Genomic DNA, 23,356 nt, shown 5'->3' with positions numbered 1-23,356 from the left:
GCATCATGAGCGGGTTTCACCGTTCCCCTCCTTCCCCGGCCACGGCCGGTCCGGGGCGCCCCGGAGGTCGGCCCTATGCAGGGGAAGCAGCACCGAGACCACGATCGCCACCGTCAGCCCGGTGACCGTCATCACGGCGGTGAGCGGCCCCGGCTCGACCGAGGCGACCAGACCGGGTAGGACCACCAGAAGCGCCCAGACCAGCAGGACCAGCCCCAACGCGACGCCGAGGGCCGCCACCGCGCCGCGATCGGTGGCGTGCTCCCGATCGGCTCGCCGACGCCGGGCCAGCGCGGCCGAGGCGAGGCAGCAGAGCGTCGCGGCCAGCAGGACGCCGCCGACCGCGTCACTGGCGCGGTGCCACCCGGTGAGCATCGTGGCCGAGGCCACCACCGAGACGCCCACCGCGCCCGGCACGGCGACCCAGGGCCGGGCCCAGCGGGGTACGACCAGCAGAAACGCCATCAGCAGCGCGGCCGCGGCCGTGACATGCCCGCTCGGGAAGCTGTTGTGGGTGGTGGAGCTCTCCACCTGCAGGTCGGGGCGGATCAGCACCGACTTGGCCACGCCGGCCACGACTACCGCGCCGAGGACCATGGCGACGCCGACCGCCCCCGCCAGCAGCCGCCGGCCGAGCAGGCCCAGCAGCAGCACCCCGCCGAGCAGGGCCGCCAGCACCATCGGGTCGCCGAAGACATCCAGCACGGTCCTGGCCGGGCCCAGCAGGGCGGTGCGCTGCTCGTACCCGCCGCCCCGCTCGGCGCGGGGCAGCAGGAGACCGTCCAGCCGCTGACCGGCCCGCGTCCAGAGGAACACGCCGCAGGTCACGCTCAGGGCGAGCAGGTAACAGACGGCCGCCCCGAGCAGCGGCAGGCTCGGGTGAGCGCCGTCGCGGGCGGGTGGCAGCGATCGCCGCGCCGGCGGGTCGGACACCGGCCTGGCGATGGTCGACGGTCCAGGGTTCACCCGTCCCATGTTCGGCGCGGTAGGTCTGGAGCCCGTCAGCGCCATGTCTTCGTTCTGTCACAGCACTCGGGGGTCAGCCCGGCTCCGACCGGCGAGCCCGATTACGAATCCGGATGGCCCAGCCACCGGGACTGCGGGGCGTTGCCCGGACCGGGGCAGAACCGACCCAGGCGTCGGAACACGCCGGGCCTCGACGACTTGCCCGGGTAGCGACGACGGGCCGGCGGCCGCGTGACAGCCGGTGACTCGGTGACATCGTCAGGTCCCAGCCCGAGCATGGTGCCGATCAGCGGGCCGATCTCCGCGCACTCCCGCTGGCAGTCGCGGCAGTCCAGCAGGTGCGCCTCGAAGGCCACGACGATGTTCGGGCCCAGCTCACCCAGCAGGTAGGGCCCGCAGCTGTCACACGTGACCTCGAGGCCGTCGTCCGTCATTGGCGTGCCTGATCTGCTTCGTTGACCCAGGCCGGTGTGCACGGCGCGGGTCCGGGCGAATTGCTGAACAGCGACACTCTACGTGTCGGCAACGGGTCAAGTAAGCAGCGCCGCAGGGAAAGTCGGTTACAGCCCGTCAATTCACGGTGGTCCGGCCGATTGCGGCACGCAGTGCCCGCAACGCGTAGTACGCCCGCGATTTCACCGTTCCCTCCGGTATTCCGAGCCGCCGCGCGACCTCGTCGGTGCTGTGCCCGTGGAAGTACAGCTCGATCAGCACCGCGCGGTGGGCCGGGGTCAACTTCGGCATCGCCCGACGGATCGTCTGCGCGGCCACCACCGCTTCGGTGATGTCGTCCTTCGAGGGCAGATCCCCGACATCATGCAACCCGACCTCGATCGGGCGCGCCTGGCGGGCGCGGGCCGCATCGATGGCGATCCGGCGGGCGACGATGAACAACCAACGACGGGTCGACTCCCGGGAAGTGGGCAGGCGGTCCAGGTGCCGCCAGGCCTGCAACATCGTCTCCTGCAGCAGGTCCTCCGCCAGCTCCCGCTCGCCCCAGCTCAGGCGGAGCAGGAAACGGAAGAGCGCCTCGGAATGCTCCGCGTACACCCTGCGCATCCGGGCCCTCGCCAGCACTGTCTCGTCTGGCTGGTCGTCGCCACGAACGTCGCTGTACAAAGCCCGGCCGGAGTCGCTGAGTTCCAGCAACAACGAACCGCCTCCCCAATTGCCATCATCCGTCGCTCCCGTGGACGCCCCTGAAGGGGCCCCCGGCAGCTTCGGTGCAGCATACGGTCGGGCACACGGTCGGCAGAAGAAGCTCCTACACATTCAATACAAACACTCGCGGACGCGGAAGAACTTCTCGTTACGTTCACGCAGCGGTCACGGCCGCGCCATGCAGTGGTCACATCTCGCCACCCGGGGACCCCGGAAAGCCGCGGATCGACCGCGTAGTGCAGCCGTCGACCAGCGTGCGAACGGACAACAGAGGTCGAGCCGGCAGTGAGCTGAATCGGTCACCGCAGAACGCCTCAGGCGGTCCGGCCGCAACGCGACCGGACCGCCTGAGGCGCGAGTACGCGGGACGCCGGTCAGCCCGGGATGAGGGAGGGGAGGCGTCGATCACGCCGTGCCTGTTCGTTCGGCCGGAGCCGTCAGAAGCGATCGTCGAACCGGCCGGCCGCCATCATCGTCGGGATCGGTCCACTGGCGATCTCGGCCAGTCGGGGAACGCCCAGGAACCTCGGCGGGAGCGCCCGCGCGGCCAGAGCGGTCAGCTCCCGCATCGGCGCGCCGGCGAGGTCCTGCTCGAAGGACCGCTCGAACAGTTCGGTGAACCGGCGGTCGAATCTCAGTTGCCGTTCGACGATCAGACTGTAGTGGAATCGCAGTTCGTCGTAAGTCTGCGGAACTCGCCCGCGAGGGGCCAGCACCGCGCCGATGCCATGCGTCGCGTCGCGGCAATATGCCTCCCGCTCGCGGTCGGTGAACCGCCGGCAGAACAACTCCTGCACGCGCATCAGGCTGTACAAGACGATGGTGTAAACGGCCGTCGAATGCAGCGGATCCTGCTGCTGAAATGTCGAGGCGTCACGCCGTTTCCGCCACCCGAGCTTCCGTGCGGGCTCGGGGGTCCGGTTGAGTCGCAGCCGCTGCTCGTCGTCACCGAACACACCGGCCATGGCCAGCTCGAGCAGCTCTTCCACGGGGTTGGCGTGGTGGTCGCCACGGACCGTGCGCGCGATCGACGCGGCGACGGGCTCGTACGCGAAGAGCGTTATTGCGGCCGTCCAGATTCCCCCCAGAACCGGCAGTCGCAAGGAATTCAATTCCTTGATGACCGATGACCCGGCCCGGTGGGCACCGACGGGTGCCTCACCCGGGTACGGCAACAAGGGCTGCGACTGGCTGAGCAACTTAATCCTCCGGTAGCGACGGTGACACCCCTCTTGACGCAATGGGGCGAAGAAAGTTCAGACCGGTCGCCTGTCGGGAACATCACAGGCCGGTAACCGGAGCCTGAATGGTCGCGGAGACACTTCGCGGAAATCGTTCAGCGCCGGCGATACCGCCGCTTCCCGCGGACAAACGGGCGATGGCCGCCGACCCCAAGGGGCCGGCGGCCATCGCCGTCAGGTGACCGTCCGGTCAGATCCCGCCCACCCGACTACCGCACGACGTCGCGGGTTGCAGGGTGACGTCGTACGTCAGCGTGATCCCCGCCTCGACCGTCCTCCGCTTGACGGTGGCGGTCCAGCCGTCCCTGCTGACCACCGTCTGGTACGTCCCGGCCGGGAGCCAGTGGACGTAGCGTCCCTGGCTGTCCGCCTGCACCGTGTAGCCGGTGTCGCCGCCCGTCCCGGCGAGGTTGAGGCGGACGTTGGCCGCCAGCGGGAGCCGCTGCCCGGCGCAGGTCTGACCGGTGACGGTGCCCTGGATCTTCCCCCAGTCCGCGGGGGCCGCGACACCGACGGTGACGTCGACATTCGACACCGGATACGGGGTGTCGGTCAGGAGCCCGAACTCGGCCCGGTAGGTGCCGGGTTGGCTGATGCCGACCTCGGGCGTGGCCGTCACGGTGACGGTGATCTTCTTCGACTCCCCCGCCGCCAGGGTGAAGGCCGCGGGCGTCGTCGTGAGCCACGGGGCGTCCGCCGTGTCGCAGCCGCCGAATCCGCCCAGGTGCTCGGCGTCGCTGAGCCTGCCGGCGGGCCGGACACCACCGATCTTGTACAGCCCGCACGCCATGGCGCCACGGAACGCGGCGACCTGCGCGTTGGGTAGCTGCCTCCAGACCCGGGCGCCGGGGTCGTAGGCCACCGTCCGGTTGGTGACGCTGGTCGAGTCGGTGGTGAGCCCACCGGACACGATCAGTGCTCCACCCGCCACGGCGGTCTGCGCGCCCCACACCTCGACGGGCAGGTCGGGCAGTTGGGTCCAGGCGTCCACGGCCGGGTCGTACCCGTAGGTGCTGCGCAGGGTCTGCCCGTTGGTGCCACCGGCACAGTAGACACCGGTGCCGATGCCGCCGCACGCGATGAACGACACGGGCACCGGGTAGCGGGCCCGGGTGCTGAACGTGCGGCTGCTCGGGTCGAAGACCAGCACATCGTCCGACTCGGCGCAGTCACTGTCGACGCAGCCGCCGACCAGGACGATCCTGCCGCCGACGACCGCCGTGCCGGCCGCGGCACGGGGCGCCGGGCTCATCACGCCGACCAGGGTGCTCCACGTGCCCGCCTTCGGGTCGTAGACGTCCACGGCCGGGATCGGGGCGCCCGTGGCGGACCAGCCACCGAGCACGTAGATCTTGCCGTTCACCACCGCCGCCGACGGCTGGATCCGGCCCCTGGGCATCTCGGCCAGCGCACTCCAGACGTCGGTGTCGGGGTCGTAGCGCCAGAGCGACCGCTCGGCGCCCTGTCCACCCAGGGAGTAGACCTTGCCACCGAAGGTGACGGCGGCGTTGTCGTAGATCGGCGCCGGGGTGTTGGCGATCCTGCTCCACGCCGGGTCACCGCCCGACGGCTGACCGGCCGCAGCCGAGACCTCAGCTGCGACGGTGGCGACGCCGGTGCGGGCGTTGGTCACACCCGCGACCCGCTGCTCGATCAGTGGCGTCCTCTTCCGCGCGGCGAGCGCGTCGAGTTGGCTGGTCCGCTTCAGCACCTCGACGGTGGCAGGGGCGCTGCCGGTGTTCTTGACCGTCACGGTGGTGGACCGCGTGCCGCCGTACGGCTGGTTGACCTCGATGCCGGTCTGGTTGACGGTGACCCGTCCCGCCGTCAGGGCGATGTTCGCCCTGGTCGTCTTGTCGGCCGCGACCGCGACGTCCTTGGCCACCGCCTGGTAGGGCCGCTTGGCGGCCTCGAACGGGTGGGTTCCGGTGAGGGTCGACGTGAGCCAGTACAACCCGTCACCGATGTTCGGGTCCTCCGGCGTCGCCACGGTGACCGCCCGCTCCTGCGGGCCGTCCGGACTGGCGACGGTGACGCCGGTGAGTCCGGCGCCGGTGTTCTTGTCCGTGACGAAGCCCGCGACCAGTCCGGCCGGCGTCGGCACGCAGACCCGGTCGACGACCTCGACGTTGTCCACTCCCCACCACCAGCCGTAGTAGCCCTGGTAGCGGAACCGCACCAGGACGTTCGCCGCGCCCGCGGCGGCCTCCAGCGGGACCACCTCCTGCCTCGGGCCCGTGCGGTAGTCGTCGCCGTGCCAGACGTTCTGCCAGCTGGTGCCGCCGTCGAGCGAGAGGTCGACGTCGCCCATGTCCTCCGGGCTGGTGGCCAGCAGGTCACTGTTGAACCGCAGGTAGGGGGCGCGGGTGCCGCTGAGGTCGTACGGCCGGGAGACGAGGTCGGAGTCCTGCGGCTCGCTGCCCTGCCGGATGCTGTCGGCGACGGCGAAGTTGCCGCTGCCGCCGGTGTTGTTGCCCCGGTGGCCGGGGTCGTCGAAGGACCAGGCCGCGGACGTGGTGCGGTCGCGTACCGACCAGCCCGCCGGGACGGTGGCCCCGTCGAAGGTCTCGGTGCCCGCCAGTGGCGCGGAGAAGCTGCCGGAGTAGCCCGCCGCGGTGCAGCCGTGGTCGACCGGGACCTTGACGTTGAACGTCTTGGCCTCACCCGCCACCCGCAGCGTGCTGACGACCTTCCGGTAACCGGGGTAGCGCGCGGTCGTGCCGACGGTGTACGTGCTGTCGGCCGGCACCGTGAACGAGTACTTGCCGGTGATCGGGTCGGTGAAGACCGGCCCGCCGGGGCGGCCACCGACCTCGATCGTGGCGTAGAGCGGCCAACCGTGGCCGGAGCCGTCGGTGACCTTTCCGGAGACCGTGACCATCGGCAGCGGCGCCAACGCGAGGTTCGCGGTGTAGGAGCCGCCGGCGACGACGGTCACCGTCGCGGTCCGGGTCGCATAGCCGTACGCGGTGGCGGTGACCGTGTGCGTGCCGGGCGGCAGGGCGAGCGCGTAGCCGCCATCGTCGCCGGTCGTCGCGCGCAGGTCGCCGGCCGTGACCGTGACGCCGGCCAGGGGCGCACCGGTGGCGGCGTCGGTGACGGTGCCACCGACCCGACCGACGGCGCCCCGGGGCGCCTTCAACACGGCCTGGTACGCGTTCAGCCGCCCCTCGCCGAAGACGTTGTTGTTGGCGGGGGTGCCGCCGCACTCGGTCGCGTCGACGTCCGTGGCGGTCTCGTTGAGCAGCTTCTCGGTCGCGGCGACGTCACCGCGCAGGCTCGGCGCCGCGGACCAGATCAGTGCCACCGTCGCGGAGACGTGCGGCGTGGCCATCGAGGTGCCGCTGATCGTCTGGTAGCCGCTGCCGGGCCAGGTGGACCGGACGTTCTCACCCGGCGCGGAGATGTTCGGCTTGATGCCGCCGTCCGCCCCGGAGCTGCCCCGGCTGGAGTACTCGTAGACCTGGTTGGCGACGTTGTAGCCGCCGACGGCGTACGACGTCGGGTAGTCGCCCGGTGAGTCGGCGGTGTTGCAGTCCGGGCCCTCGTTGCCCGCGGCGAACGCGGCGAAGATGCCGGCCGCGCGCCAGGCGTCGACCACCTGCTGGTACCACAGGTCGCCCTGGCCCCCGCCCCAGGAGTTGTTGACGATGTCGGGCCGCAGGTCGGGCCGCGGGTTCTGGCCGTTGCGGTCGGTCGGTGCGAGCATCCACTGACCGGCGAGCATCAGCGAGCTGTTCGAGCAGAAGGCCCGCTCGCAGGCCTTCGCCGCGATCCACGTCGCGCGGGGGGCGACGCCGACCTGGTTGCCGGCGCCACCATCGCCGACCATCGTCCCCATGGTGTGGGTGCCGTGGCCGGCGGTGTCGCAGGGCGTGTCGGCGCCGCAGACCCCGGACGGGTCGAACCAGTTGTAGTCGTGGGTGAAGGTGCCGTCACCGTTGTTGCCCCGGTACGTGTCGACCAGTGCGGGGTGGTCGTACTGGACCCCGCCGTCGATGTTGGCGACGACGATGCCCTCGCCCCGGTCGGCGAACTCGTCCCAGACCCGGTCCGCCCCGATGTTCGTGACGCCCCACTCGGGCGCGGCCGTGGCGACCGTGGCGGCGTTCGTGCCGGGCTTCGGCGTGACCACCGGGTACTGGCGTACCGGCTCGATCCTCGCGACCTCGGGGCGAGCGGCGATCGTGTCGAGCAGCGCGCGGTCGCCGGTCACCTGGACGGCGTTCGCGATCCAGTACGAGGTGTACGCGGCTCGCTTGGTGCGCAGCAGGTCGCGTAGGCCCGCCTGGGCGCGATCGGCGGTGTCCCTGAGCTGGTGGTGCACCGCGGCGGCCCGGGCGTCGGCACCGCGGACCCTCGCCGCCTGGTCCAGGTGCGCCCGCTCCTTGAGGTAGACCAGGAAGGTGGTGTTGGCGCCCTCGGTGGCCACCGCCGTGGTGACCTGGGCGTCCACCGTGGCCGATGACGGTGCGGCGTGCGCGGCCGCCGGTTGTGCGACGAGGCCGAGCAGGGCGACCGTCGCGAGGACGAGCGCGGGCCGTGTCCTCCGTCTACCGGACGCCGAGCGCATGTGTCGTGCTGACAAGCGTTCCTCCAGTTCGACCGGCGCCCCACTGATCGGGGCACCGGTATCCGCGCCACGGCGCTCCCCGGTCGTGCGGAAGCGCCGTGGAGCACGCGAGTTGCCACCTCCACGTCGAGCGCCGGACGTTCTCGGTTCATCCGACGTCGAAATCGTGATCTTGTGGCGGGGAGGAGCGCCGGCACGATGCGGGTGCCGATGGGCCCGGTGCGGCCGGCTGTCGAGCCGGCCGCACCGGGCGCGACGGTCAGCCGGCCTGGTACGCCCGGATGATCGTCTGATCGATGCCGCTACCGGCGTTGCCCTCGGCCTTCACCCGGAGCGAGACCGCCTTCCCGGTCTTCACCTTGGGCAGCTCGATCCGGTAGCTGTCCCCGCTGCGGGTGACCCGGGCCGTCTGCCACGTGCCACCGTCGTCGGTGGAGGTCCAGACCTGGAACGTGGTCACCTTCTGCGCGGGCAGGTCCCGGGACTGCCGGACGGTGAACTCCGCCGTGCCACCCGCGGGGTGGTTGGCGAGGTCCAGCGGCAGCACGTAGTCAAGCGCGAGCAGCGGCAACGGCACGCTTCCGGTCCCCTCCGGGCCGGCGGACCGGAACGTCCAGGTGGTGCTGGTCCGGGAGGAGACGGGCAGCAGCAGGCTCGCGTCGACGTCGTAGGTCAGCCGGTAGTCGGCCGCCTGCCGAGGCACACCGAGGTCCGCGTACGGGCCGCTGCCCTTGGCGACCAGCTTGCCGTCGCGGTAGAGGGCCAGATCGCGGGTCACCCCGATCAGCGGCCCCCGGAGGCAGTCGACGCGGTCGTGCTGGTCGATGAACGTGACGAGGTCGACGTGCAGGTTGCCGCGCGTCCGCGACGGAGCGGTCGGATTTTTCACGCACCCGTAGCCGGTGCCGGCCGGGTTGTCGGACCAGCCGGGGTGCAGTGGCTGACGCGCCCAGATCTTGGTCTGCTGGCTGCCCGGCACGTAGGTGCGCGGCGGCTCGTGGGCCGGCGTGCCGCCGTACGTGCCGTGGTCGCGCCAGACGACATCGGGCGAGAGGTAGTCGGTGCGGTTCCCCGTCAGGCCGCCCTCGGAGGTCTGCGCCACCGGGATCCCGTCCGCGGTGTACCCGCCGCGCAGGAGCTGGGTCTCCATCGACTCCAGGTCGACCTGGTGGAACCGCTCGTCGATCCGGGCCAGCTTGGCCCGCTCGGCCGCGGTGATCCGGAACGCCGGGTCGGCCGGCACGCCCTTCGGGTACTCGTGCACCAGGTAGTAGTGGTACGGGGTGGTTGCCGCGGCCGGCGACTCCAGGCTGACGGCGGACCAGGCACGCTGGGAGCCGATGCCGGGCTGGGGCAGCTCCCCCACCGACACCTTCGCCGCGGGGCCGACGCCGTTGACCTGACTCAGCCACGAGAAGCCGTTGGCGGCGCTCCGGAGCATGGTGAAGTCGACCTGGAAGGGGTTGGCGGAGACGCCGTCGACCTTCGCGGTCACGGGCCGGGCCCGTGCCGGGTCGAGGGTCAGGCTGCGGGCGCCCGTCACCGTGATGTCGGTGCTGCCGACGACCGTCGCCTGCTGCTCGGTGGTCCAGCCGCCGTAGAACGAGATGTACGCGCCGATGATCGCGTACCGCCCGGCCGGCACCCGCACCGTGAGGGTTTCGCCCTGCGCGCCGCTAACCATGCCGGCGTAGATCAGCGGATCGCTGAGGTTGGTCACCTCGACGAAGACCGAATTGTCCGCGTCCTCCCGCACCGCCGGTATGGGCTTGGTGTGGATCGTCACGTCGTAGCTGGGAGGCTCGACGTAGAAGCTCACCGGCGTGGTAGAGACCAGCGTGCGTCCGGTGCGGGCGGTGACGGTGGCCACGTAGTAACCGGGATGGTCGGCCAGGGCCGGGCGGTTGAGCCGCAGCGTCACGCCGGCCGGGCCGCCGCGCTTGAGTGCCAGCCGGGACGACGACAGCGACGCCGCGTCGCGCGGTGCCGGGGCGCCGTCGTGGGCGGTGACGGTCACGTCGAGATCGAGGTTGACGGTCGCCGGCGTCTTGTCGCCGCTCCAGGTCAGCGTCGTCTCGCTGGCGCCGGACTGCGGGTAGGCGAAGGTGCCGAGGTTGACCACCGGCTGGTTGCTGACCGGGCCGTCGAGGGCCCGTACGGCGTTGAGCCGTCCCGCGCCGACGGTGTACGGGTCGTTGTCCGCCAGCGGGTCGGCGGCGCCGACGAGGGCGGCCTTGAGCTGCGCACCCGTCCAGTCCGGGTGCCGCTGCGCGAGCAGGGCGGCGGCGCCGGCCACGTGCGGGGCGGCCATCGAGGTGCCGGTGGAGACCTCGTAGTACTGGTCGATCGGGTCCTGCAGGTTCGTCCCGGCGGCGCGGGCGGCGATGATGTCGACGCCCGGTGCGACGAGCTCGGGCTTCGCCACGCTGCCGCCGACCAGCGGCCCACGGCTGGAGAAGTACGCGAGCTCGTCGTCACCGTCGACCGCGCCGACGGTGAGGGCGGTCGCGGCGGAGCCGGGCGAGGAGATGGCGCCACCGCTGTTGCCGGCGGAGATGACGAACAGCGCGCCGCTGGACTTGCTCAGCTCGTCGACGGCGAGCGACAGCGGGTCGTTGCCGTCGTCACCGTCTTCACCGCCGAGGCTCATGTTGATGACGTCCGCGCGGGAGGCGGCCCACTCCATGCCGACGATGATGCCGGAGTCGTCGCCGTAGCCGTGGTCGTCGAGAACCTTGCCGATCACGAGGCGGGCGTCCGGTGCGACGCCGCGGCGCTGGCCGTCGGCGGCGGCGCCGGAGCCCGCGATGGTCGACGCGACGTGTGTGCCGTGGCCCATGTGGTCGACGGCGTCACCGCCCTCGACGGTGAAGTCGGCCCGGTCGACCACCCGGCCGACCAGGTCGGGGTGGGTGAAGTCGGCGCCGGAGTCGAGGACCGCGACCCGGACGCCCTTGCCGGTGTAGCCGGCCTTCCACGCCTCCGGCGCGGCGATCTGGCCCAGGTTCCGGTCGAGGTCGCGGCTGGAAGCCGCGCCGTGGCCACCGCCGGTCAGCGCGGTCGCGCGGACCTTGCGGTCGAGCCAGACCTTCGTCGCGCCGGCGAGCAGCGAGTCGGCGGCTTTCTTCGCGGTGGCTCCGGTCTTCTTGGGTACGTGGCCGGCCACCGCGTTGATGCTCGGCAACGCGAGCACGTCGTCGAGGCCGGTGACGCGGGCGTTCTGCGTGGCCGACCGCACGATGACGGGCAGCGCGTCGCTGGTCTCGTCGTCGTAGCCGTCGGCGATGAGGGCGCTGACGTCGAACAGGTCGGGGTCGAGGAGACCGCCGACCTTGGCCGCGACCTGCGCGGGGATGACGTGCAGGTGGCCGTCCGGTCCGCAGGTCTGCCGGATGACGGCGTCCGGCTGCGCGGGCCGCACGGTCGCCGTCGGGCATCCCTTGCCGGTGTCCTGGACCGTCACGACGTCTCCGGTCAGGAGGGTGACGGTGTGGGTCGTGCCGCCGGTGGGGTGGTCGGACGCGCCCGCCGGGGCGTCGCCGGGGTCGGCTGTGGCCGGGCCGCTCGGCACGACGCCGAGCGCCGTCGCCGTGACGGCGATGGCCAGCAGCCACCGCGTTTTCCTGAGCATCCTGCTCCCTTGTAGATGATGAAGGCACGCGCTCAGCGCGCGCGGGGCAAGATCATAAGTGCTGCCGGAGCGGGACCGGGGCTCTGCGGGAGGCCGTCACCCGTCTGCCGGCAACGCCTGCCACCGCCTCCGCACCCTCGCGGCACCGCGTTTCCTGATCATTTCCCGAGCGGCACAGTTTCGTGTCGCATCGCCGCCGGGCGGGACATCCGGTCGCACCTGACATTCAGCCGGCGGCAACCTTCCGGTCACGCAAACCGCCCCGGTCGTTCACACTCGGCCCCGACGTTCTCCCCCGCAAGATCGTCGCTATGCTCCGGTCGTGGTGTGGCGGCGTGGCCACCAGCAGACCGGAGGCGGACGCGAGCGACATCCACCCGCTGTTCCTGCCTGCTCGCGGTGACAGGTCGGACAGCCGTCAAGGACCAGCCCGCGAAGGTGACGCCCGCCGGGTTCAACCCGCCCGGGGCGGCCGCACCGGGACCCCCCTTCCGGAGGAGGCCTTTGACGTGGGTGACACACGAACACGGTGGTACGGCAGCACCCTGGTGATCGGGGCGGACGACCGGCTACCCGGCGACCTCGTGGCGGCGCTGCCCCGCGAACGTGATCGGCACACGGTGCTGCTGGCCGGCGACGAACCGATCCCGACCGAACTCGTCGCCGAGGTCGTGCGCACCGAGTTGCGAGACCCCACGTCGATCCGGCTCGCCGCGGCCGGAAGCCGTACCGTCGCCGCCGCGCAACGACTCGCCGACCAGGCCGGAATCGAGGTCGTCGCGCCGGCCGGACCGACCATGCTGGTCGCGCCGGGGGCCCTGTTCGTTTCCACCCGCTCCGGCCTGGGGGCGTGGCGCATCCACCGGCCGGGCAAGGCCGCCAAGTCCCTCGACCAGCCTCGCCACCCCACCCCGTCGTGGCAGACGCCGCTGCCCGGCCGGGCGGGGTGGCGGTACGGCGGGCTGTCAGCTCGGAACGTGCCGGCGGGCTACTGGGTGACCCGGACCCTTTTCGCGTCCGGCGCCCACGACGATCCCGCCTTCGCGATCGAGGTCGACGACGAGCAGGTGGTGGTCCTCGTCGGTCAGCCGGACCGCAGGCCACCGTCGGCGCGGCGGCTCTACCGGTGGCTGTCCCAGCTGCCCGAGAAGACCCTCAACCAGCTGACGCTGATGCCGTACGGGCCGTGGGACGCTCTGCTCGACGAGGTCGCCACCCACGCCAGCACCGAGCTGCACGTCACCGTACGACGCACCGCGGGGCTGCCCGTCCGGGTGCGGGGCGCGAGGTGCTACGTACCGGTCAACCGGGACGGCGGGATCGGCGTGAGGTCCGCCTCGCAAACGATGTCCTACGTCACCAACGACCCTGCGCCCCGCGTCGAGTCCTGGATCAGCCCGGTCAGCCAGCGCGTCGAGACGGGCTCACCGGTCGTGAAGATCGACGAGCGGTGGGTCCTCGAGGTGGTGCGCAGTGGGTACTGGCTGCGCGAGGCCGGCACCTCCGCCCCGGACGAGGTACGGCTGCGCCCAGCGCCGGCCGGCGGCAACGAGTTCGTCGTCTCCGCGTCCGGCACCGAGCCGCTCGACGTCGCTCGCCGGCTCGCCGAACGCCTGCCCGCCGACGTCCGTGGCAGCCTGCGCTTCGCACAGCTCCCGACACCGGTCGCGCCCAGCGCGCCGACGCCGGGCGCGGGAGTCAACCGCGCGGTCCGGCGGCCGGCTCCGGCCGTCTCGCCCGCTTCTCCCACGCGACCGGTCCCGGCCGCCCCGACCGCTCCGACCGCCCCGGCCGCCGCGGCTCGCGGCGCCCTGCCCGTCGTCCAACCGCTTCTCGCGCCACGGCCACCGCTGACGCCGGCTGAGCTACCCGCCGCCTCGGCGTCGGCTGAGCGACCGGCTACGTCAACGTCGGCTGAGCCAGCGGGCGCCCCGGCGTCGGCGACGGCCGGCCACCCGGGTCACGTCGCCGCCCCGCCGACCACCGCCGGGACGATCAGGTCCCGCGCGACCGACCGTGACCGGACCGAGGACCAGCTGTGACCGACATGCCCACCGACAGCGCGCGCGAGCGCCGCGACCTGCCGGACGCCCTTCCGCGCCCGTACCTGACGGCCGGGTTGCGCGGCGGCACGCCAGGGCGGTTCAGCCTGCACCGGTGGCAGGGCAAGGCTCTCGCCGCGGTCGGCCTGGCCGTCGTCCCCCTCCTCGTGCTGCCGTTCCTGCCCCACGGCGGCTCCGTCGACGGTGACCGGGCAGCGATGCCGGGAAGGGCGTCGGAGGAACTCCCCCGGGGTGGCAACCCGCCATCCGGCGCGCCCGGCCAGATGGATCCGTCGGGCAGCTCGGCCTCAAGCACGCCGGGCGCACCGCAGAGCACGCCGCCGGTCAGCGGCGCACCCCAGGCCCCACCGTCACCGGGCGCCCCGATGTCGCCGCCGGGCGGTCCCGGGCAGGCGCCGCCGCCGGGCACGTCCGCCCCACCACCGGGCAGCCCCGTGCAGGCGCCGACGCCAGGCGCACCGGCCGCACCGCCGGTCGCCACGACGCAGGCGCCCTCCGCGGGCCAGACGACCAAGCCGCCGGCGTCGAGCGGCCGCGCGATCGTCAGTCACGACTCGGGCAAGTGCCTCCAGGCCACCGCGAAGGACGGCTCACCGGTGCAGATCTGGGCCTGCGACGGCTCCACGAAGCAGCAATGGAGCGTCGGCTCCGACGGCACGATCAGGACCGGTGGCTTCTGCCTGGACGCGCCGTGGGGCGCCACCGCCGACGGCACCACCCTCCAGGTGGCCAAGTGCAACGGCAACTCGGCGCAGAAGTTCGCCCTGAACTCCGCGCACGACATCGTCGGCCGACAGTCGGGCAGGTGCGTCGACGTGCGGGACAACAGCACCGCCAACGGCGCCGCCGTCCAGTTGTGGAGTTGTTCGGGCACGGACAACCAGAAGTGGAGCTGGCGGTAGCCCGAGTCGGGTACGCCTCCGCGGGCTGACCCGCGCTGTTTCCGCCCGCCCGACCACATCCCCGAACGGCAGTCCTGTGAACCAGCCCCGTCTCACCGTGTCCGCCACGGCCACCGACGCCCACCGCACGATCAGCGCGGCGCTACAGGCGGCCCAGCCGGGCTCCGTCATCGACGTCGAGCCCGGTAGCTATCCCGAGTCGTTGACCGTCCGTTCGCCCTGCACCATCCGCGCCACGGACGGCCCGGGCACGGTCGTCATCTCGGCGGCCGCCGGCAGCGCCGTGGTGTCGCAGGCGGAGGACGTGGTGCTCGACGGCCTGACTCTCGCCGGCGTCGACCCGGACCTCGCCGTGCTGGACCTGTCCAGCGGTCGGCTACGCCTCGCGGAGTGCCGAATCGAGGCCGCGGCGGGTGCCGCGATCTGCGCCCGCGCGTCGTCGAGCCTGACGGTGACCGGCTGCCAGATCAGCAACACGGGCGGCGCGGGGATCATCGCGGTCGATGAGGCCGCCGTTCTCGTCCGGGACAGCAGTCTCACCGAGATCCAGACCTCCGCCGTGGTCGTCCAGGCGTCGGCGACGATGGTGCTGCGCAACAGCGTGGTCTCCGACGCCGGCGGCAACGGCATCTGCGGCACTGAGCAGTCCTGGCTCACCGTGGAACGCTGCAACGTCACCCGCGTGACGGGTCCGGCGATCGCCGTCGAGGGCGCCTGCAACGCGGTGGTGCGGTCGAGCGTCGTGGCGCAGACGTACGACGTCGGGCTCCTGGTGACCGGTGAGGCCCGCCCGGTCGTGGAGGAGTGCCGGATCACCGGCACGGCCGGGGCCGGCATCGTCGTGGACAGCGGGGCGGACCCGCACGTGGTCAACGCCTCGGTCGCCGCGGCGGCCACCCACGGCCTCGTGGTCACGGGAAAGGCCACCGGGACGTACGTGGGCCTCACCATCGCCGACAGCACAGCGGGCCTGGCGGTGCTCGACGGCGCCGATCCGCTCTTCCAACGGCTGTCGGTGACCGGTAGCCGCAGCCACGGGATCACCGTCGCCTCCGACGGGCGTGGGCGGTGGGAGGACTCGGCGGTGGACGGCTCGCGCGGCGCGAACCTGCACGTCTCCGCCGGCGGCGCTCCGGAGCTGGTCCGTACCCGCCTGACCGACTCCGGAGACTCAGGGGTGGTCGCCGACGACGGCGCGGTGGTCGTCCTGCGCGGCTGTGACATCGGCGCGTCCGGCCGCGACGGCGTGTACGCCAGGAGCGGCGGCGAGGTGATGTTGGAGGAGTGCACGGTCCGCGCGAACGGTGAGCAGGGTGTCCGGGTCGATGACGCCGCCACCGCCTGGATCCTCCGTTGCGAGGTGTTCGAGAACACCGCGGACGGCATCCGGGTCGACGGCCAACCGGTCGGATCGGTCGAGGGAGGTTCGGCGCACCACAACGGCGGCCGGGGCCTCCGTCGCGCCGCCGCGGACAGCGGGCTGGCGGTGACCGACCTCGCGATCCATGACAACGCCGACGCCGACGCCGACCACGACGCGGACACGGGCACGCACCCCGACACGGACGAGCACCCCGACACGGACGGGCACCCCGACGCGGACGCGGGCGAGCACCCCGACACGGGCGGGCACCCGGACGATCCGCCGCGGCCGGACGAACGTCCGATCGCGATCGGGCGGGCGGAGGTGCCGCGTCGCCCGGAGCCGGTCGGGTATGCCGAGGCGGGTGACGAGTGGGCCGTCGCACCGGCCGCCCCGGCGGACGATCCATCGTCGGTCGTCGACCCCGAGCCCGACGAGCGGCCCCGGCCGGTCGAGCCCTCGGAGTCCGCCGCGGACGAGCTTGCGGATCCGCCGGAGGGCTTCGGGGTCGACGCGGACCCGGAGCGGCTTCGCGACCCGGTCGGGACGACTCGGGACTCGGAGACGGACGAGACGCCCTCCGCGGGCGTCGTCGAGGTTGCGGAGTATCCACCGCCGGTCCGCGAGTTCGGCCGGGCCCCGGTGGCGCCGGCGTTGGCGGGCGTGCTGGCCGAACTCGACGGCCTGGTCGGCCTGACCGGGGTCAAGCAGGAGGTCACCATGCTGGTCGACCTGCACCTGCTGGCGGCCCGCCGCGCCGCGGCCGGGCTGCCGCCGCCGCCGATGAGTCGGCATCTCGTCTTCGCCGGCCCACCCGGCACCGGCAAGACCACGGTTGCTCGCCTGTACGGGCAGATCCTGCGCGCCCTGGGCACCCTGCGCAGGGGCCACGTGGTCGAGGTGGCCCGCGCGGACCTCGTCGCCCAGATCGTCGGCGGTACGGCGATCAAGACGGCCGAGAAGTTCCGGGAGGCGCTGGGTGGCCTGCTGTTCATCGACGAGGCGTACGCGCTCACCGACGACAGCCTCGGCACCGGCCCGTCGTTCGGTCAGGAGGCGATCGAGACCCTGGTCAAGCTCATGGAGGACCACCGTGACGACGTCGTCGTCGTGGTCGCCGGGTACTCGCCCCAGATGCGGACGTTCCTGTCGTCCAACCCGGGCCTCGCCTCCCGGTTCACCAGGACCATCGAGTTCGAGAGCTACTCCGACGACGAGCTGGTCACGATCGTCGAGGGCCTCTGCCGACGCCATCGCTACACGCTCGACGAGGAGGCGACCGGTGCGCTGCGGGACCACTTCGCCGGCATGCCGCGCGACGCCGCCTTCGGCAACGGCCGGACGGCACGGAAGGTGTTCGAGGACGCCATCGGCCGGCAGGCCCAGCGGCTGTCCCAGCTGGCGGAGTTGCCCGCCGACGAGTTGACCACCCTTCGCGCCCAGGACGTCCGGCCTCCGGTCGCCGGCCGCAGGCGGATCAACCGCGCCACCCGGGACGGCACGCTCACCGAGCTGCGCGCCAGGCTCGCGGGCATGGTCGGCCTGGCGGAGGCCAAACGGGAGATCGACAACACCGTCAACCTGCTGACCATCGCGCACCGGCGGGCCGAGGCGGGCCTGCCGATGCCGGCGCTGGCCCGCAACCTCGTCTTCTGCGGGTCGTCTGGCACTGGAAAGACGACCGTCGCGCGCCTCTACGGACAGGTGCTGGCCGCGCTGAACGTGCTCGCCACCGGGCACCTCGTCGAGGTCAGCCGGGCCGACCTCGTCGCCGAGTACCTGGGCCACACGGCGCAGCGCATGAGAGAGGTCTTCGAGCGGGCGCGCGGCGGGGTGCTCTTCATCGATGAGGCGTACGCGCTCGCCTCCCCCGGCCACGGCCATGCGGATGTCGCGCGCGAAGCCCGCGAGCTGCTGGTCAGGCTGATCGACGACAACCGCGACGACATGGTGGTGATAGCCGCCGGCCAGCAGGCCGAGATGACCGCCTTTCTCGAGGCCAGTCCGGCCCTGAGCGCGCGCTTCGCCCGCACGATCCAATTCGCGGACTACAGCCCGCAGCAGCTGGCCACGATCGTGGAGCAGCACGCCGGTGCGGCCGGCTACGAGGTGGGCCCGCGGACCCGGGCGAAGCTGCTCGACTACTTCGGCTCACCGAGCGGGGAGCCGGGGCTACGCAACGGCCGCCTCGCCGAGCGGGTGTTGGAGAACCTGATCCTCCACCAGTCGGGGCGCGTCTGCGGCATCTCCGAACCCAGCCGGGAAGACCTCGTCTTCCTGCTGCCGCAGGACCTGACCGGATCCTGACCGGGGTGCGGACGCGGGTCGCCGCGGGGCGGCTTCGCCGTCAGCCCCGCCCACGGCTGTCGAGGTCGGCCAGGGTGTCCCGGAGCGCGGCCCGCGAGGAGATCCCCAGCTTGGGGAAGATCTGGTAGAGGTGAGCGCCCACCGTGCGGTGGGAGATGAACAGTCGTTCGCCGATCTGCCGGTTCGTCAGTCCCGAGGCGGCCAGCAGTGCGATCTCCCGCTCCTGCGGCGTCAGCACCGCGTCCGGGTTCGCGTCGTCCTGGTCACCGACCCAGCGCGCGGCCCGCAGCTCGATTCGGGCCCGTTCCGCCCACGGCACGGCGCCCAGCTCCTCGAACGCCCTGAGGGCCTGGATCAACGGGCCCCGTGCCTCGCTCGTGGCGCGGGCACGGCGCAGCCGCTCCCCGTACGCCAGTCGCACCCGGGCCAGGTCGAAGGGCCACCGGTGGGCGCCGTCCTCGCTCACGGCGCGTTGGTACGCCGTCAGCGCCCGCTCGTCGTCCGGCTCGACCATCGCGGCGAGCGCCACCATGAGGAACCCGTGCAGCGGAGAGATCCGTGCCACGCCGGCCCGTTGCAGGGTCGTCACGTGCGCGACGGCCTCGGCGTGGCGTCCGGTCCGCAGTGCGGCCTCCACCAGGTCGATCGCCGCCCACAGGGAGACCTGCACGTGTGCGGCCAGTTCCCCGGGCTTGCTGATCCGCGCGGCGGCGAGGAATGCCTGTTCGTAGTCGCCGCCGCCGAGTTCGGCAAGCGTGCGGGCGTGGTGGCCCCAGCGGACGGCGGTCTGGGCACCGCGGACGGCGTTCATGCTGATCATCCGTTCGCTGAGCTCGATGGCCGTGGCGGTGTCTCCTCGGACGGCGGCGAGCAGCGCCTGGATGTACTCGAAGTACCAGGTGAAGAAGGAGCACTGCGACTGCTCGCACACCTGCAGCCCTTCGGCGGCGAGCTCGTCGGCCTCGGCCCACAGGCCCATCTTGAAGTCGTCCCGGGCGAGCTGCAGCAGCGCGCTGAGGTGCAGTCGGGCGGGGCCGCCGTCGCGGCCCTGCCGGATGACGTGCCACAGGGCGTCGCGCATGTCGCCGTGGCGGTCCGTGTGCTGGGCGGCGAGACCCAGGCGGAGGATGCGGGATGGATCGGTCTCCTGGTGGACGCCGGCGATCAGGGTGTCCAGGTGCTCGATCATCTCCGGCGAGACGCGTCCCGGGTCGAGGACCGTGGCGCCGGCCACCACCAGCAGGTGTTCGGGTTGCGGCCGGACCATGGCCAGCAGTCGGGCGAAGTCCGCCCACCCTTCGGGTCGCCCGCTGAAGAAGCACAGCAGGAGCAGCAGGTGCAGCGCCTCGGTCAGGGCCGGCTCACGCGCGTCGAAGCCGTGGTCACCGGACTCGATCGCGTGCACCAGCAAGCGGTGGGCGGTGTCCAGGTGGCCGCCGTTGTTGATGACCACGAGGGTCGTCGCCGCCGCCGCGTGCAGCGACGGCGCCGCGTGCGGCTGGGCATGCCGCGCCGACGCCAGCAGCTGCGCGGCGCTGTGGAAGTCCCCCGCCGCGTGCGCGTCGAGGTACGCGGCCTCCGCGAGACGGCGGGCTCGGCCGGCGGCGGGACTCAGCTCCGCGGCGCGGATCAGCGCGGCCACGGCCCCGCGGATGTCGCCCCGGGTCGCCTTCTGCCGCGCGGCGTCCTCCAGCAGGGCGGCGACCGGCTCGTCGGTGCCCACCGTCGCCTGCCCCAGATGCCAGGCTCGACGCTCCGAGTGGTTGGTCGCGGCGGCCAGCGCCGTGTGGGCGCGCCGACGGTCGGTGCTCGTCGAAGCTCGAATGACTCCGGAGCGCGTCAGCGGGTGACGAAACGTCAGCACGCCACTCGACTCGTCCACCGAGATGAGGAGGTCCGCCTCCGCCGGCGCCAGGTCGGCGAGCTCCGGCGGGTCGGCCAACCGCTGTGCCGCCGCCTGCAACACGCCCAGGTCGCCGGTGCCCTCCAGCGTCGCCAACAGCAGCAGCTCGCGGGTCGGGCGCGGCAGGTCCGCCACCCGGCGGACGAACAGCGCCTCCAACCGATCACCGAGGGGGAGCACCGCGGGCAGATCGACGTGCCCTTCACGTTGCCCCCGGCTCAGGGCCGAGGGCAGTTCCAGCAACGCCAGAGGGTTACCTTTCGCCCCGGCGAGGACCCGGTCGGCCACCGTACGGGTCAGCCCGGGGTGGCGGGCGTCGAGCAGTTGTCGGGCCGCCGTCTCCCGCAGCGGCGTCACCACGTGCCGGCGCAGGCCGCTGTTCTCGAACACCCCGCAGCTGCCCGTCCGGATCGCGCCGAGGAAGCGTACGCGGGTGCCGGACAGCCGGCGGGCGACGAACGCGACGGCATCGGCGCTGGCCCGGTCCATCCACTGCAGGTCGTCCATGAGCAGCAGCAGGGGCTGCTCGGCGGCCCCGCGCTGCAGCAGCATCAGCGCCGCGTGCGACGCCAGCAGCCGATCCGGCGTCGGACCCGTGCCGAAGCCGAGGGCGACCCGCAGCGCGACGCGGTGCTCGGGGTCGAGGTGCTCCATCTCCCCGGCCAGCGGAAACAGCAGTTGGTGCAGCGCCGCGTAGGCGACGTCGGCCTCGAACTCGACGCCGGAGGCGCGCATCACCCGCATCCCGGTGTCGGTCGCGGTGGCGGCCGCCGCCGCCATCAGCGCGGTCTTGCCGACCCCTGGCTCGCCGAGGAGCACCAGGGAGTTCGGCGCGTCGTCCAGGAGGAAGCCGCGGATCACCGCGAGATCGTCGTCGCGCCCCAGCAGATCGGTGTCGACGTCGCGCCGCCCCGCCTCACTCACCCTCGGCCTCTCCCCCGCGCCAACCGTCCTTGCGCGCGCCGCGACCACGGGTCAGCCTCCCGCACCACACCCCAGACGTCTCTCGGGCCCGACGACACGAGGCGGGATCATAGCGTCCGCAGATGACCGCAACGCGTCACGTCGGTCTCGGGCACCGTCCCACGAGAGGGGCGCGCGACCCGGGACGACCGCCGCCGGTTCGGCTGGGCGGTCGTTCCCTAGCCGCCCGCCGGGCCGGAGTCGGACACCTGGCGGGTCGCGGTCCGCGTCCGGTCGGCGGGCCGTCCCTGCTGGTCGAGCAGGACGTGGCGTGGCAGCGGATCGTCGCCGCCGAGCAGACCGGCGACGGCGCGGGCGATCGCGGCGGCGACCACCTCCTCCCGGCCCGGGACCGTCGTCTCCGGCCCGGCGCCGCCGGGGCGGCTCGGCGGTGTGGTCCATCCCACCCCGGAGAGAGCGTCGCTTCCCGGCCGGGCGCCATAGGACTCGGCGACTCCCCTGTCGGCGGGCAGCACGGGGCGCAACAGAGCGTGGTCGACCTCCGCCGTCACGCCGCACACCTCGACGCCCAGGGGCGCCAGCTCACTGGCGTAGCCGGCCACGATCCGATCGCTCAACGCACTCCACCCGGCGACCAGTCCGACGTCCGGGCGGCCCTCGGTGACCGGCCGTACGCCGACCCAGAGGATCCGCCCACGCCCCTGATCGCGCAGGAGCGGAAGCACGGCACGGTTCACCCGCTGCCCCCGCAGGACGGCCCGGTCGAACATCTGGGTGAGCTGGTAGACGGTGAAGGACTCGACCGGACCCACGACGGCGGACTCGGTCACATGCACCACGACGTCGAGCAGCCCGGCCTGCCCCACCACAGCGGCCACACCGCTCTCGACCGCACGCTGATCCCCCAGTGGCAGGTCGACGCCGGTGAGGGGCCGCCCGCGCCGCCGCGCGTGCTCGGCGTGCTCGGCCAGCGCCGCCCGATACCCCTCGCGCTGCGGGTCGACCCCGGCGAACACCCGGCGGCCACCGTCGGCCAGCGCCCGCGCCACCGCCGCCCCCAGCACACCGCCGGCGTCGGTCACCAGGACAACCTCTGACATAGGAACCCCACCACCAACTCGCACCGATGACAGCCCAACCGCGAGTATCGGGGGCTCCGCGCCGGGCGGCATGAGTCAAATGACTGTCTCCCTGGTGGCGACGCCTGCCGGGTGGGTGCGGGCGGCTCCTCGCGCTCGCGCCCACCCGGCCCGCCGAGCGACATGCCCGCCATCGACGCCAGGGCGCGCGGGGCGTCGACGCGGGCACTGCTCGATCACCGTCGGAACCACAGTTGTTTGTCAGATGAGGTCGTCCACCCGGTGGTCACAAACTTGTCGGCGTCGGTGCCGCCCGGTCCTCCGGCCGCGGCCCACGGTTCGCACCGACGACCAGGACGGCTCGTCGTGAACCGCCCGATCCCACGAAGGAGTGACCCATGCAGGGCTACACCGTTCCCCTGTCCCCACGCGGCATCGCCAACCTGGCTCCGGCCCCGCCGTGGCACTACGCGGGCACCGTGGTCGCCGTCGAGTTCGTCGCGGACCCGGCCGCCGCCGAGGCGACGCTGCCCGAGGGGCTCGTCCTCGACCCGGAGACGCCGGGACACGGTGTGGCCCTGTTCATCGACTGGCAGTACTCCTCGACGGGCAAGGAGTACCTGGACCCGGCCCGCGCCCAGTACCACGAGTTCTTCATCACGCTGAACGCCCGCTGGAACGACACCCCGGTGGCGTGGTGCCCGTACATCTACGTCGACAACGACGCCGCGATGGCCCGCGGCTGGGTCCAGGGCTTCCCGAAGAAGCTCGGCAGCGTCCACCAGACGCGCGCCTACCCCATCGGCGAACCCGCCACCCCGGCCGTCGCGGCCGGCGGGCAGTTCGGCGCCACCGCCTCAGCCTCCGGGCGGCGCATCGCGGAGGCCCGGGTCACGCTGCAGCAGCCGGTGGCCGACCCGCGGGTCCTCGCGACCCGACCGGTGGTCAACCTCCGCCACTTCCCCCGCCTCGCCAAGGAGCGGCAGGACCAGCCGGCCGTGCACGAACTGGTCCTGGCCGTCCTCGACGACCTCGCCGTCGCCGAGGCCTGGGCCGGCACGGGCGAGCTGTCCTTCCCCGACGCGGCGGGCGAGGAGCTCGCCGACCTCAACATCCAGCGCACCGGTGCCGGCTACCGCTTCCACCTCGCCTACACGGTGACCGACCTGAAGACCCTCATCGACTACACCGCCTGACCCGCCCACCCGCTGGCGAGGGCCCACGTCCGGGGCCGACCACCGGA

12 protein-coding genes are annotated in these 23,356 nt (G+C 72.7%); 4 read left to right on the top strand and 8 right to left on the bottom strand.

The features are described 5' to 3' along the window. Window positions 1–3: 3 nt before the first annotated feature. The 6 genes from ACIBTV_RS04535 to ACIBTV_RS04510 form a co-directional block, all read right to left on the bottom strand. Window positions 4–966 carry a phosphatase PAP2 family protein gene (locus ACIBTV_RS04535; protein ID WP_396702331.1) on the bottom strand — a complete coding sequence of 321 codons (963 nt, stop codon included), beginning with the start codon at window positions 964–966 and terminating at the stop codon, window positions 4–6. A gap of 101 nt (window positions 967–1,067) precedes the next feature. Beyond that, window positions 1,068–1,400 (bottom strand): hypothetical protein, encoded by a 333-nt coding sequence (locus ACIBTV_RS04530; protein WP_396702329.1) that lies wholly within the window; start codon window positions 1,398–1,400, stop codon window positions 1,068–1,070. Between the two features lie 136 nt (window positions 1,401–1,536). Then, entirely contained in the window at window positions 1,537–2,118 is a 582-nt protein-coding gene (locus ACIBTV_RS04525) for a sigma-70 family RNA polymerase sigma factor (RefSeq protein WP_396702327.1), read from the bottom strand. Between the two features lie 446 nt (window positions 2,119–2,564). Further along, window positions 2,565–3,326 carry an oxygenase MpaB family protein gene (locus ACIBTV_RS04520; protein ID WP_396702325.1) on the bottom strand — a complete coding sequence of 254 codons (762 nt, stop codon included), beginning with the start codon at window positions 3,324–3,326 and terminating at the stop codon, window positions 2,565–2,567. Between the two features lie 232 nt (window positions 3,327–3,558). Next, on the bottom strand, window positions 3,559–7,941 hold the full coding sequence (locus ACIBTV_RS04515) for a S8 family serine peptidase (RefSeq protein WP_396702868.1): 4,383 nt from the start codon (window positions 7,939–7,941) through the stop codon (window positions 3,559–3,561). 259 nt (window positions 7,942–8,200) lie between these two features. After that, window positions 8,201–11,572: a S8 family serine peptidase gene (locus tag ACIBTV_RS04510; RefSeq protein WP_396702323.1), complete on the bottom strand. Its 3,372-nt coding sequence runs from the start codon at window positions 11,570–11,572 to the stop codon at window positions 8,201–8,203. Between the two features lie 509 nt (window positions 11,573–12,081). Between ACIBTV_RS04510 and ACIBTV_RS04505 the strand changes: the two genes are divergently transcribed. The 3 genes from ACIBTV_RS04505 (at window position 12,082) to ACIBTV_RS04495 (ending at window position 18,207) form a co-directional block, all read left to right on the top strand. After that, on the top strand, window positions 12,082–13,614 hold the full coding sequence (locus tag ACIBTV_RS04505) for a hypothetical protein (protein WP_396702321.1): 1,533 nt from the start codon (window positions 12,082–12,084) through the stop codon (window positions 13,612–13,614). Between the two features lie 5 nt (window positions 13,615–13,619). Next, on the top strand, window positions 13,620–14,537 hold the full coding sequence (locus ACIBTV_RS04500; protein ID WP_396702866.1) for a ricin-type beta-trefoil lectin domain protein: 918 nt from the start codon (window positions 13,620–13,622) through the stop codon (window positions 14,535–14,537). A gap of 76 nt (window positions 14,538–14,613) precedes the next feature. Next, the gene (locus ACIBTV_RS04495) at window positions 14,614–18,207 is read left to right on the top strand and encodes a right-handed parallel beta-helix repeat-containing protein (protein ID WP_396702319.1); all 3,594 of its coding nucleotides are present in this window, start codon (window positions 14,614–14,616) and stop codon (window positions 18,205–18,207) included. A gap of 40 nt (window positions 18,208–18,247) precedes the next feature. Here ACIBTV_RS04495 and ACIBTV_RS04490 read toward each other — a convergent pair whose 3' ends face one another. Both ACIBTV_RS04490 and ACIBTV_RS04485 read right to left on the bottom strand, forming a co-directional pair. Continuing rightward, window positions 18,248–21,034, bottom strand: coding sequence for an ATP-binding protein (locus ACIBTV_RS04490; protein ID WP_396702318.1), 2,787 nt, complete (start codon window positions 21,032–21,034; stop codon window positions 18,248–18,250). Between the two features lie 218 nt (window positions 21,035–21,252). Then, a complete protein-coding gene (locus ACIBTV_RS04485) occupies window positions 21,253–22,134 on the bottom strand; it encodes an SDR family NAD(P)-dependent oxidoreductase (RefSeq protein ID WP_396702316.1) in 882 nt (293 codons plus the stop codon). 377 nt (window positions 22,135–22,511) lie between these two features. Here ACIBTV_RS04485 and ACIBTV_RS04480 point away from each other — a divergent pair, with 377 nt between their 5' ends. Beyond that, complete coding sequence (locus ACIBTV_RS04480) at window positions 22,512–23,309, top strand: acetoacetate decarboxylase family protein (RefSeq protein WP_396702314.1); 798 nt, start codon at window positions 22,512–22,514, stop codon at window positions 23,307–23,309. Window positions 23,310–23,356 lie beyond the last annotated feature (47 nt).

The organism is Micromonospora sp. NPDC049366 (assembly GCF_044466625.1).
Classification (GTDB): domain Bacteria; phylum Actinomycetota; class Actinomycetes; order Mycobacteriales; family Micromonosporaceae; genus Micromonospora.
This window is presented reverse-complemented; position numbering and strand designations above follow the sequence as displayed.